The organism is Enorma phocaeensis (genome assembly GCF_016901575.1).
GTDB lineage: Bacteria > Actinomycetota > Coriobacteriia > Coriobacteriales > Coriobacteriaceae > Limicola > Limicola phocaeensis_A.
Genome location: NZ_JACJKQ010000003.1, coordinates 38,772 through 51,070, shown reverse-complemented (window position 1 = coordinate 51,070; position 12,299 = coordinate 38,772). Strand labels below are relative to the sequence as shown.

At 66.0% G+C, this 12,299-nt stretch carries 8 protein-coding genes; 6 read left to right on the top strand and 2 right to left on the bottom strand.

The annotated features are described in order from the left end of the window. Positions 1 to 11 precede the first annotated feature (11 nt). Both H6A15_RS03405 and H6A15_RS03400 read left to right on the top strand, forming a co-directional pair. Positions 12 to 1,817: an ABC transporter ATP-binding protein gene (locus H6A15_RS03405; protein ID WP_204672434.1), complete on the top strand. Its 1,806-nt coding sequence runs from the start codon at positions 12 to 14 to the stop codon at positions 1,815 to 1,817. 29 nt (positions 1,818 to 1,846) lie between these two features. After that, the gene (locus H6A15_RS03400; RefSeq protein WP_204672305.1) at positions 1,847 to 2,824 is read left to right on the top strand and encodes a hypothetical protein; all 978 of its coding nucleotides are present in this window, start codon (positions 1,847 to 1,849) and stop codon (positions 2,822 to 2,824) included. A 269-nt stretch (positions 2,825 to 3,093) separates the two neighbouring features. On the opposite strand, the gene H6A15_RS03395 is transcribed toward H6A15_RS03400, so the two are convergent. Next, positions 3,094 to 3,996 (bottom strand): PfkB family carbohydrate kinase, encoded by a 903-nt coding sequence (locus H6A15_RS03395; protein ID WP_204672304.1) that lies wholly within the window; start codon positions 3,994 to 3,996, stop codon positions 3,094 to 3,096. Between the two features lie 532 nt (positions 3,997 to 4,528). On the opposite strand from H6A15_RS03395, the gene carA reads away from it, so the two are divergent. The 4 genes from carA (at position 4,529) to srtB (ending at position 11,170) form a co-directional block, all read left to right on the top strand. Continuing rightward, entirely contained in the window at positions 4,529 to 5,977 is a 1,449-nt protein-coding gene (gene carA, locus H6A15_RS03390) for a glutamine-hydrolyzing carbamoyl-phosphate synthase small subunit (RefSeq protein WP_204672303.1), read from the top strand. 49 nt (positions 5,978 to 6,026) lie between these two features. After that, on the top strand, positions 6,027 to 9,320 hold the full coding sequence (gene carB / locus H6A15_RS03385) for a carbamoyl-phosphate synthase large subunit (RefSeq protein WP_204672302.1): 3,294 nt from the start codon (positions 6,027 to 6,029) through the stop codon (positions 9,318 to 9,320). 201 nt (positions 9,321 to 9,521) lie between these two features. Further along, positions 9,522 to 9,995, top strand: coding sequence for a 5-(carboxyamino)imidazole ribonucleotide mutase (gene purE / locus H6A15_RS03380; RefSeq protein WP_204672301.1), 474 nt, complete (start codon positions 9,522 to 9,524; stop codon positions 9,993 to 9,995). An 83-nt stretch (positions 9,996 to 10,078) separates the two neighbouring features. Then, on the top strand, positions 10,079 to 11,170 hold the full coding sequence (gene srtB / locus H6A15_RS03375; RefSeq protein ID WP_204672300.1) for a class B sortase: 1,092 nt from the start codon (positions 10,079 to 10,081) through the stop codon (positions 11,168 to 11,170). Here the strand turns inward: srtB and H6A15_RS03370 are convergent. Further along, positions 11,167 to 11,991, bottom strand: a complete 825-nt coding sequence (locus H6A15_RS03370) for a GntR family transcriptional regulator (RefSeq protein WP_204672299.1) — start codon at positions 11,989 to 11,991, stop codon at positions 11,167 to 11,169. The genes srtB and H6A15_RS03370 overlap by 4 nt on opposite strands. Between the last annotated feature and the right edge of the window lie 308 nt (positions 11,992 to 12,299).

Sequence of the window (12,299 nt, the reverse complement as noted above, 5' to 3'; positions counted from 1 at the left end):
GGCCAAAAACCATGTTCCGACGCTTCTTGGCCTACTACGGGCCCCAGAAGCACCTCTTTATCGCCGACACCGTCTGCGCGCTTGTCATCGCGGGCATCGACCTTGCGTTTCCAAGCATTCTGAGGTCGCTGACCGGAGGCCTCTTCACCGAGGGCCCCTCCGCCATCATGGCCTCGCTCGGCATGATAGCCGCCGGGCTCGTCGCCATGTATCTCGTCCGCTGCGCCTGCCGCTACTTTGTCTCTGCGCAGGGTCACATCATGGGCGCGCGCATGGAGTCCAAGATGCGCCAGGACCTCTTTGACCAGTACGAGCGCTTCAGCTTTAGCTATTTCGACCGGGTGAACTCCGGCGACATGATGAGCCGCGTGGTGAACGACCTGTTTGACATCTGCGAGGCCGCGCACCACGTTCCGGAGTGGATCATCATCTGCGGAGTAGAGATCGTGGGTGCCTTCGTCATCCTGTTCACCATCTCGCCGGTGCTTGCGGGCGTCATGGCGGCGGTCACCGCCTTGTTCGTGGTGGTCATGGTGCGCCAAAACTTCCGCATGCGCGCCGTCTACACCGACAATCGCCTGAAGATCTCCGGCGTGAACTCCCAGCTGCAGGACTCGCTTGCCGGCATGCGCGTGGTGAAGTCCTTCGCCAACGAGGAGACCGAGCGCGCGAAGTTCCGTCGTTCCAACGACCGCTACCTGGACTCCAAGGAGGCCATGTATCGCGTCATGGGAACCTACCAGGCCACAAGCGCCCTCATGACCGGCGTGCTGTTTACCATCATCGTGGTCTTGGGCGGCTATCTGGTGGCCCAGGGACAGATGACCGCGGTGGACATGGCGACCTTTGCGCTCTACATCAGCCTCTTCACGACGCCCATCGAGACGCTCGTGAACTCAACCGAGACCTTCCAGAAGGCCATCGCGGGCTTCCGCCGCATGGATGAGGTGCTCATGAGCACCCCCGACGTGCTCGACAAGCCCGATGCGCGGCCGCTCGAGGTGAGCGCCGGCGCCATCGAGTACCGCGACGTGTGCTTCACCTATGAGGACCGCGAGATCGGCGCCGACAGGCGTGCAGGCGTCGAGCGTCCCGTGATCGACCACTTGAGCCTGTCCATCCGCCCGGGCGAGACCATCGCGCTCGTCGGGCCCTCCGGCGGCGGCAAGTCGACCACCTGCTCGCTGCTGCCGCGCTTTTATGACGTGCAGTCCGGCTCCATCACCATCGACGGACAGGACGTGCGCGACGTCACGCAGGAGAGCCTGCGCCGGGCGATCGGCCTTGTGCAGCAGGACGTGTATCTGTTTGACGGCACGATCCGCGAAAACATCGCCTACGGGCGCCCCGGCGCGACCGACGACGAGATCGCCCAGGCGGCTCGCCGCGCCAACATCCACGACTTCATCGAGTCGCTCGAAGACGGCTACGACACCGTGGTGGGCGAGCGCGGCGGCAGGCTTTCCGGTGGCCAGAAGCAGCGCATCGCCATCGCGCGCGTATTCCTGAAGGACCCGAAGATCCTCATCCTCGACGAGGCGACCTCGGCGCTCGACAACGAGAGCGAGGAGGCCGTGCAGGAGTCGCTCGAGCGTCTGGCGGCGGACCGCACCACGATCATCATCGCCCACCGCCTCTCCACCATCAAAGGCGCCGACGAGATCGCCACGGTAGAACATGGTCAGGTCGTGGAACGTGGCACGCATGAGGAGCTTCTCGCGCGCGGGGGCACCTATGCCCGTTACTATCGAATGCAGTTTGAAGGCGTGCGCGCCCGCGAGCTCGACGAGCCCGCGGCGACGGCTACGCGTGGATAGACCCGGTCGGCTTGGCGATAAGGCGCAAGATGTCGAAGAAGCACCAACTCACACCAGATGAGATCAGCGAGCTCTTTTCTGAGCTCGACGAGTCCGGTGTGGTCGATCCGGGGCGTGCGGACGATCGCGAGCGGCGCATGAAGGCCCGCGCCGAGGCGAGGTCGGCGGGAGGCCGCGACGCGGTGCAGCGCCTGGCGGCGCTCGACCGCAAGAGGCGCGGCGGCTCCAAGGTCGACCCGCTTTCTGCAGACGATCCCTCGGGCTCCAAGGTGGGCGACACCATCACGCGCACGGCTGTGGGCTTCGTGCTCGTGGTGTTCGTGCTGATCATGGGCATGCAGGTGTTCTATGGCGTGAATCGCCGCCTGAACACCGCGAACCTCTCGGAGTCGGTGACGCGCGAGACGGTGACCAACGCCCTCGAGGGCGGCCTTGAATGGGGAAACGGCTTCACGCAGTTTCCGCAGCGCTTCACCGTCGACAGCGCCAACGAGGTCACCGGCGAAGTCGAGGTGACGGTGGTCGACACCGATTCTGCCAACGAGCTCGAGCTGCTTTCCAACGGGCAGATCCAAGCCGCCGCGCTCGCCACCAACGCCCTGTTCAACACCAGCATCGACCGCGTGGTCTACAACGTCTACGCCTATGTCGACGACGCCGGCAACATCCAGCACGATCGCTTCTTCGGCCTCATTCCCGCCGGCGGAACGTGCAAGGCGATCTTCACCTTCGTGTGGACCAAGCCCGACCAGGCAAACACCTCGAGCATCGACTGGGAGATGCATATCGTGGGCATGGATGAGCAGATCACCGGTCGCATCCAGGAACAGGTGAACTCCGTGTCGTCGCTGGTGGAGCAGCCCGGCCTCACGCAGAAGGAATACGACGCGCAGGAGCGCGAGCGCCAGGCAGAGCGCCTCATGCACGGCAGCGAGATCTTCAACGGCGGCGCAACGGAAAAGACGCCCGAGGAAGTCGAGCGCCTCATGCAGGAGTCGTATTCGTAGCGCTTCCGCCACTCGCGGTCTTGCATATGCGGCCGCCCGCGCCGTGCCGCGTGTCGGGCGCGCGCCGTGCCGCGTGTTTCGCCGTCGCTCGAAAACTATGTAGCAACGATGCCCGAAAAATTCGCCAAAGCTCGGTTTTATTACAAATTGGGGCCCGATTCTGTAATAAACCGAGCAACGAGGAAAGGGGCCCACATAGGATGGGCCCCGAGAGCGCGATGACATATGCAGGGGCAGTGCCCACAAGAACGGGTCCGCCGGCGGAATCCTTATGCCAGCAAGGCGCAGACCTTGCCGAGCAGGGGTTCGAAGGAGACGCCGCGGTCTTGGAACTGCGGCTGCTTCGAAGAGACGATCATCGCGTCGTGGACGAAGTCGCCCGCAAAGCGCACCGCCTCGTCGAGGGCGCGCCCGGCCATGACGGCGGCAAGCAGGCACGAGCAGTACAGGTCGCCGGTGCCATGGAGCATATAGGGCAAGAGCTCGTTGTTCACCTCGAAGAAGGCGCCGTCGTGAGTGCCGACGAAGTTGCGGATCAATCCGTCGTTGCGCTGGATGCCCTTGAGCACGACGGTCTTGGTCCCCTTGGCAAGCAGGGCGTCGACCAGCTCGCGGGCCGCTTCGTCGGCGATGTCCTCGCCCGCCCAGGCGTCGCCGATGGGGCGAGAGAGGATGATGGCGGCCTCGGTGAGGTTGGGCGTCAGGATGTCCGCCCCCTCGGCAAGCTCGCCCATGGCCTTGCAGAGCTCGGGCGTGTAGGTGGGATAGACCTTGCCGTGGTCTGCCATAACGGGGTCGACCACCCGCAGGGCCTTTGGGTATGCGGCGTACAGGTCGCGAATGCGGTCGACCTGCTCGGGGGCGCCGAGGAATCCGGAGTAGATGGCGTCGATCTCGACACCGATGTTCTGCCATGCCGCCAGGTAGTCGGGCAGGATCTCGGTGGTGTCATGCATGTACCAGCCAGGGAATGCCGTGTGGCTGGAGAAAAGGCCGGTAGGCACGGGGCACACGTCGCATCCGGCTGCCGAGAGCACGGGAATGGCTACGCCGAGCGAGCATTTGCCATAGCCGCACAGGTCGTGCACGGCGGCGACGCGGGGGATGTAGTCCCCCGAGCGCTTGTACAGGGGTTGCGTGGGTGCTGCCGCACCGGTGATTTCGTTGGACATAAGGGTTTCCTTCTTTCTTCCGCGGACTTATGGACCAGCGTTGCTCGACCAGCATAGTACGTGCCCGCCCTCGTGGCCATCGGGTGCGAGAACAACACATGCCCGAAACAGGATGCTCACATTGGATCGGGGAGCGCCAGGAGACGGGGAGGGGGCTGTGACGAGGTCGCGATCCGAGCAGGACTTCACAGGAGCGCTGGGCAGACGGTGGAGGAACGTTTTCGCGTGCAGCGCCGTTGCCGCGCGGCGGCCGGCGTGGGGCCGTTGTCGCGCAGCGGGCGCGGCGAGCGGGGTCATATGATTGTCCGCATCAACAGGTAAATGTATCAAAATCAAAAGATAATGTATAAGACGGTGCTGAAATAGAAAAAATTGAATGAATTGGCCGGCCACTCTCGTTTTTTCTCGACGAAGCTCTACAATAGCCAGAACCACATGGCCCTTTAAACCGGTACCGAGAGACCGAAAAGGAGAGAACATGGCTTGTGACTTCAAACCATCCAACAGCAACGAAATACCGGGGGAGACAGTGATGTCTGCAGCGTCCTGCGCGCCGCGTCGGAGCGGCCACGCCTGGCGTTCTGCGGCGCCGAGCGCGCTGGCGGCGCGCATACTTGCCGCCACGAGCAAGGGTGACGCGGAGCCGGCGATTCTCTACCTCGCCGACGGTACCGTCTTTTACGGCCGGGCATGCGGCGCGACGGGCACCGCGACCGGCGAGGTGTGCTTCAACACCTCGCTCGAAGGCTATTTCGAGGTTCTGACCGACCCGTCCTACGCGGGCCAGATCGTCACCATGACCTATCCGCAGATCGGCAACTACGGCGTGGACGTGGACGACGCGCAGGGAGCGCTGGGCCCCACCGGATCGGACGCGTCCGACCATCCGCGGCCCGCGCTGCGCGCCCTTGTGGTGCACGACATGTGCCGCACCCCCTCAAACTGGCGCTCGACCGTGAGCCTGCCCGACTACCTTGCCCAGCAGGGCGTGGTCGCCATCGAGGGGCTCGACACCCGCTCGCTCGTGCAGCACCTACGCGAGCACGGTGCCATGCAGGGCATCGTTTCCACCGAGATCTTTGAGCTTGACGAGCTGGCTGCCCGCCTGGCGGCGGCGCCGGCGCTCGTGGGCACCAACTTGGTCAAGACGGTGAGCGCCGCCGGACGTCGCGCCTATACCGCCGCCGACCTTCCGGAGGGCCGCAGGTTTGCCCAGCTTCCCGTCGACGGCGCCCGCTTCAACGTGGTCGTGTATGACTGCGGCATCAAGCGCGGCATTCTCGAGGGGCTGGTCCGTGCCGGCTGCGACCTGACCGTCGTGCCGTGGGACACCCCTGCCGACGAGGTGCTCGCCATGGGTCCCGACGGCAGCATGCCCGACGGCGTGTTTCTCTCCAACGGCCCCGGCGACCCGGATGCTGTCGAGGCGACGTACACGCAGGTGCAAAACCTGCTCGGCCGCGTGCCGGTCTTTGGCATCTGCCTGGGGCATCAGATGATCAGCCTTGCCGCCGGCGCCCAGATGGAGAAGCTCAAGTACGGCCACCGCGGCGGCAACCAGCCGGTCATGAACCTGATCAGCCGAAGGGTCGAGATCACCGCTCAAAACCATGGCTTCGGCCTTCTGTTCCCCAGCCTGGGCGAGCTTGTGCCCGAGCTGTCTGGCGGCGTGGAGTCCCATCCCTCCGATGGCGACCTGCGCTTTTGGGTCGAGCGCGGCGTGGCACCCGTCGTCTCCAACGAGCGCTTCGGCCGCATTCGCCTCACCCATGTAAACCTCAATGACGGCACCGCCGAGGGCATCCAGCTGCTGGACGTTCCGGCCTTCTCGGTCCAGTATCACCCCGAGGCATCGCCCGGCCCTACCGACTCGCACTATCTGTTCACCGCGTTCACCCGTCTCATGGGCGGCGACGCGGACTACCTGGACATCGATATCGCCAAGGATCGACTCGCCGGCTGGCAGTTTGCGACCGAGTAGGCGGCGAGCGGCCACCACGGCCCACCGTAGGGAAAAGGGAGAGACAATCATGCCCAAGCGTACAGATATCAAACGAATTCTCGTCATCGGGTCTGGCCCGATCGTCATCGGCCAGGCTTGCGAGTTTGACTATTCGGGAGCCCAGGCCTGCAAGGTGCTCAAGGAGGACGGCTACGAGGTCGTGCTCGTCAATTCCAACCCGGCGACCATCATGACCGACCCGGGGCTGGCGGACCGCACCTATGTCGAGCCCGTGACGCCCGAGTTCGTCGAGAAGGTCATCGCTCGCGAGCGTCCGGACGCGCTGCTCCCCACGCTCGGCGGGCAGACCGGCCTCAACACCGCGGTCGAACTCGCGAAAAGCGGCGTGCTCGAGCGCTATGGCGTCGAGATGATCGGCTGCGACCTGGCGGCCATCGAGCGCGGCGAGGACCGCAAGCTGTTCAACGAGGCCATGGCCGAGATCGGGCTCGAGGTGGCGCGTTCCGGCTATGCCTATTCCGTCGACGAGGCCGTCGAGATCGCGGGGCGCGTGGGGTATCCCTGCGTGCTTCGTCCCAGCTACACGCTCGGCGGGGCTGGCGGCGGCATCGCCCATACAGAGGAGGAGCTGCGCCAGATCGTGCGCCAGGGACTCGAGCTGTCGCCCGCCGGCGAGGTGCTTGTCGAGGAGTCCATCGAGGGGTGGAAAGAGTACGAGATGGAGGTCATGCGCGACCACGCCGGCAACGGCATCATCGTGTGCTCCATCGAGAACCTCGATCCCATGGGCGTCCATACCGGCGACTCCATCACCGTGGCGCCCGCGCAGACCCTCTCGGACCTGGAATACCAGCGCATGCGCGTGGCGTCGCTCGCCATCCTGGAGAAGGTCGGCGTCGAGACCGGCGGGTCAAACGTGCAGTTTGCCGTGAACCCCAAGAACGGCCGCCTCATCGTCATCGAGATGAACCCGCGCGTGAGCCGCTCGTCGGCGCTCGCCTCCAAGGCCACGGGCTTCCCCATCGCCAAGGCCGCCGCGCGCCTTGCGGTCGGCTATACGCTCGACGAGATCGTGAACGACATCACCAAGGCCACGCCTGCCTGCTTCGAGCCCTCGATCGATTACTGCGTGGTCAAGGTCCCGCGGTTCGCGTTCGAGAAGTTCAAGGGAACCGACACGACCCTCACCACGCGCATGAAGGCCGTGGGCGAGATCATGGCCATCGGCCGCACCTTCGAGGAGGCGCTCGGCAAGGCCATGCGCTCGCTCGAGGACGGGCATGCGGGCCTGCTCGCCGGCGGCAGCGAGCACGCGCGGGAGCTTGCCGACGACGAGCTCGCCGCCGAGGTCGCCGAGCCCACCGAGCACCGCATCTTCTATGTGGCCGAGGCGCTGCGCCGCGGATGGGGCGTGGACCGCGTGCACGGGCTCACCGGAATCGATCCGTGGTTCCTCTCCCGCATCGGCGACATGGTGGCCGTGCAGGAGAGCGTCCGAGGCATGCGCGTGGAGGACATCGACGCCGACGCCATGCGCCTCCTGAAGCAATATGGCACCTCCGACGCCGAGATCGCGGCGCTCACGGGATCGACCGAGCGGTTTGTGCGCGCCTATCGCAAGGGCCTGGGGGTGCGCCCGTGCATGAAGACGGTCGACACCTGCGCCGCCGAGTTCCCAAGCGCCACCGAATACCACTACAAGACCTACGAGGGCCTCATGCGCCCCGAGCCGGAGGCGTCGAAGACCGTTGCCGCCGACGAGGTCACGCCGGCGCGCAAGCCCAAGGCGATGATCCTGGGCGCGGGCCCCAACCGCATCGGGCAGGGCATCGAGTTTGACTATTGCTGCGTGCACGCAAGCTATGCGCTTGCGAGCCGCGGCTTCGAGACCATCATGGTGAACTGCAACCCCGAGACCGTCTCCACCGACTACGACACCTCCGACCGCCTGTATTTCGAGCCGCTCACCTACGAGGACGTCATGGACATCATCGACGTCGAGCGTCCGGACGGCGTGGTGGTCACGCTCGGAGGCCAGACGCCGCTCAAGCTGGCGCGCATGCTGCAGGAGTCGGGCGTGACCATCATGGGCACGCAGCCCGAGGCCATCGACCTCGCCGAGGACCGCGAGCGCTTCAGCGCCGTGCTGGACCGCCTGTCCATCATGTATCCGCCCGCAGGCGAGGCCCGCAGCTTCGAGGAGGCCGAGGCCGTGGCGGCGCGCATCGGCTACCCGCTGCTCGTGCGCCCCTCCTACGTGCTCGGCGGCCGCGGCATGATGATCGCCTACGATGCCGAGCAGCTGCGCACCTACATGGCCGAGGCGACGCGCGTCTCGCCCGATTACCCCGTCTACCTCGACCGCTTCCTGGAGGGCGCCATCGAGTGCGACGTGGATGCGCTTTGCGACGGCGACGAGGTCTACATCGGCGGCATCCTGGAGCACATCGAGGAGGCGGGCATCCATTCCGGCGATTCTGCCACGTGCATCCCGCCCTTCTCGTTCTCGCAGAGCCTGGTCGAGAAGCTGCGCGACACGACGCGCCGCATCGCCCTCGAGCTGGGGGTGCGCGGACTGGTGAACGTCCAGTATGCCATCCGCGGCGAGACCGTCTACGTGATCGAGGCCAACCCGCGCGCGAGCCGCACGGTGCCGTTCATCTCCAAGGCGACGGGCGTGCCTCTCGCCAAGTGCGCCGCCTGCATCATGGCGGGCGAGAGCATCGCCGACCTGCACCTGCCGGCGGACGACCGCGAGCTCGACTGGTTCTGCATGAAGGAGGCCGTCATGCCGTGGGGTCGCTTCCCCGGGGCGGACGTGGTGCTGGGGCCCGAGATGAAGTCCACCGGCGAGGTCATGGGCATCGCCAAGAGCTATCCCGAGGCGTATGCCAAGACGCAGCTCGCCATCGACTACAAGCTGCCGTCGCCCGAGAGCGGCAAGGTGTTCATTTCGGTCAACGACCGCGACAAGCGCCACATCCTGTCGCTCGCCCGCATCCTGCGCCACCTCGGTTTCGAGATCTGCTCGACCGAGGGCACCGCACGGGTGCTTGCCGGAGGCAACGTGGCATGCGAAGTGGTCGAAAAGATCAGCGGGGCGCATCCCAACGTGGGTGACATGATCGCAAACGGCGAGATCGCCTTCATCATCAACACCCCCTACGGCCCCGGCTCGCGCGGTGACGGCTACATCATGCGCACCGAGGCCATCCGTCGCGGCGTCACGTGCCTCACGGCGCTTTCGGCGGCAAACGCCTTCATCGCCGCCGTCGAGGCCGTGCAGCAGGCAAGCGCGGCGGGCGAGGGCAGCGGCATGGACGTCATCGCCCTGCAGGACCTTCCGCAGCACGAGGTGTAGAGAGGCGCGGCGCTCCCCGCCCCGGTCGCGGCGCGACGAGCAAGACCTTTGTGTCGAGCCTGCGTGCCGCGGCCGGGGCGTTTTTGTTTGGGCGGGTGCCGGGCGCGACGCCGCGCATGCGGCCGGGCTTGGGGCGCGCCCTCGGGCTATACTAATCAGAGGGCGCGACGACGCGCCCGGACATCGACAAAGGAGGACGTCATGGCCGATACGCAGGACAAGGCACCGCTCGTTGGCATCATCATGGGCTCTAAATCCGACCTGCCCACCATGGAGGGCTGCACCGCTGAGCTCGAGGCGCTCGGCGTGCCGTACGAGCTGGTCATCGCCAGCGCGCACCGCAACCCCGACAAGGTCCATGAGTGGGCCGGCACCGCTGCCGACCGCGGCATCAAGGTGATCGTCGCCGCCGCCGGCAAGGCCGCCCATCTGGGCGGCGTCGTCGCGGCGTTCACGCCGCTGCCGGTGATCGGCGTGCCCATGAAGACGAGCGACCTGGGTGGCCTGGACTCGCTGCTCTCCATGGTGCAGATGCCCTCCGGCGTCCCCGTGGCGTGCGTCGCCATCAACGGCGCGAAGAACGCCGCCATCTATGCCACGCAGATCTTGGGCGCCACGATGCCCGAGTATCGCGAGACGATCGCCAAGATGAAGCAGGAGATGGCCGAGGCGTAGCGCCTTCTGACCAACCTCTCCAGTCGCTGCATGTGAGGCTGCATAGGGCCCGGCTCCGATGTCGGGCCGAGAAGGGGCATGCTATGGCCGCGTACCAGGGCAAGCGCTTCAAGCGCACGGAGTCGGATGAGGCAGGGCGACACGAGCGGAAGCTTCCGGCAGACGGCGGCGCGCCGCAGGCGAAGACGCCCGCCGGCTATGTGGCGAACCCAGACAATTATGCGGCCGGGGCAGCGCATTTTCACGCTCGCCCGGCCGCCGGCGTGCGCCCCGTCGTCCCCGCGCACGGCGGGCAGGGGGCAGCGGGCCATCGCGGAAGCTCTCGCAGCGCGAACGTCGCCCGTCAGCCGCGGCATCGTCGGGCATCGTCGGGCGGGCCCGCCCCCAAGGCACGCCGCTCGCCGCGCCGCGCGCTCTCGATCGGGCTTGCCGTCATAGGCATGGCCCTGCTCGTCGCGGCGGCGGGGATTTTCATTTCGGCGCAGCTCGGCTATCGCGAAGCGCAGGGCGCCTACGATGAGCTGGCGACGCTCGCCCCGGTGAGCGATTCGAGCGCCGAGCAGAGCGGCGTTCCCCAGCCCGATTTCGACGCCCTCGCCGCGATAAACCCCGATGTGGTGGGGTGGATATACGTTCCGGGCACCAACATCAACTATCCCGTGGTGCAGGCGGACGATAACAGCACCTATCTCGATCGCCTGTTCAACGGCGTGACGAACGCTTCCGGCTCGATCTTCATGGACTGCGACAACCAGGCCCCCGGCGTGCTCGACCAGCAGACGGTGCTGTATGGGCACCAGATGCTCGACGGCGCCATGTTCAACCAGGTGAACCAGACGCAGGACCAGGCGACCTTCGATACGTGGCAGGACGTGTTCTACATCACGCCCGACGCCACCTATCGGTTCCGACCGCTCGTGACCTCGCTTGTGGAGGAGACCTTTCTGGATGCGCGGACGGCAAACTTCACAGGGGACCAGACGCTTGCGAGCTACTTGAACGAGATGCTGGGCAGCGCCGCCGCCCAGGCCGAAGACGCCCAGGAGCGCGCGCAGTCTGCGACGCAGGTGCTCACGCTCATCACCTGCAGCGACAACATCGTGCCGTCTCCTCGTCGCGCCGTCATGGTGTGCACCCTCGAGGAGACGGTCCGCCCGACCGGTTCGAGCGGCTAGTCGGGCTGGACGGCGTCTGCCACCACCGACTGCCCCGGCTTGAACCAGGTGGTGCTCCATTCGATGGGCCGCTTGTCGACAAGACGGATGGTCTGTTCGAGCAGCAGCACCGCCGCGGCCTCGTCGCAGCCCAGCAGCTCGCCGTGCTCCTTTCCGGCGACGCGGGCGCGATAGCGCATGCGGGAGTACTTGATCTTGCGGCCGGCGCACCGCTGCACGGCGTCGAAGAGCGGCTCGCTCGTGAAGTCGGCGTCGGCAAGGCCGGGGCATTCGCTCAGGTTGAGCCAGCTCTCTTGACACATGATGGGCTCGCCGTCCACCGAGCGCACGCGCCGCAAAAACATGACGTCGGTGCCGGGGGAGATTTCAAGCTCGTTCGCGACGTCGGTCGGGGCGGGGGTCGCCCATGAGTCGACGACCCGCGTCGTGAAGTCTTTGCCCTGTTCGCGCAGGGTCGCCGCAAACGAGAAGGGGCGGGTGCCCGCCGCGTGCGAGATGCCGGGCTCCGCCACAAACGTCCCCTTGCCGTGGCGGCGTACCAGCAGCCCCTCGTCGACCAGCAGGGTTATGGCGCGCCGCACCGTGCCGCGGGCGAGGCCGAAGCGGACCATGAGCTCGTGCTCCGAGGGGATCTTGCTTCCAGAGCCCCATTCGCGCGCATAGATCTTCTCGCGAATGATGTCGGCGAGCTGCACGTGGAGCGCCGGCGCCGTCCTGGTCTCGGCAGAGCGGCCTCGCCGCTCAAGACCCGAGTCGTCGGCAATCAGGGGTTCGGCGCAGTCAAGTAGGGATGCATCCGATTTGAGTGTCCGTGCAGCCATGCGATCTCCTTCTTACAATCCTCGAAACCAACGATACCCAAAACGCCAGGAATAGGTTCCAAGCTTTCGACAGACACCCTAAAAAGGGGGGATGGCTGTACCTGTGGGCGCTTCCGCCACGGCGGTTCGTCCAACATGTTCGTGCCACGGCCGACAGGCGCGCGAAGGGCCCCGGCTTGTCGACGATTCGTCAAGAATCGACCGTTTGCGGCGCCATCGAGCGGAGCCGGCAAATATATGCGGGCTCCGCGGTATCATGGCTCCACGATTCCACGCCGCGCGCCTAAGACAAGGTGTCGCGGCAGCTG

Bases quoted from the DNA above. Each gene is read 5' to 3' on its own strand.
- H6A15_RS03405 (WP_204672434.1), top strand. From the start codon at position 12: ATGTTCCGACGCTTCTTGGCCTACTACGGGCCCCAGAAGCACCTCTTT.
- H6A15_RS03400 (WP_204672305.1), top strand. From the start codon at position 1,847: ATGTCGAAGAAGCACCAACTCACACCAGATGAGATCAGCGAGCTCTTT.
- H6A15_RS03395 (WP_204672304.1), bottom strand. From the start codon at position 3,996: ATGTCCAACGAAATCACCGGTGCGGCAGCACCCACGCAACCCCTGTAC.
- carA (WP_204672303.1), top strand. From the start codon at position 4,529: ATGTCTGCAGCGTCCTGCGCGCCGCGTCGGAGCGGCCACGCCTGGCGT.
- carB (WP_204672302.1), top strand. From the start codon at position 6,027: ATGCCCAAGCGTACAGATATCAAACGAATTCTCGTCATCGGGTCTGGC.
- purE (WP_204672301.1), top strand. From the start codon at position 9,522: ATGGCCGATACGCAGGACAAGGCACCGCTCGTTGGCATCATCATGGGC.
- srtB (WP_204672300.1), top strand. From the start codon at position 10,079: ATGGCCGCGTACCAGGGCAAGCGCTTCAAGCGCACGGAGTCGGATGAG.
- H6A15_RS03370 (WP_204672299.1), bottom strand. From the start codon at position 11,991: ATGGCTGCACGGACACTCAAATCGGATGCATCCCTACTTGACTGCGCC.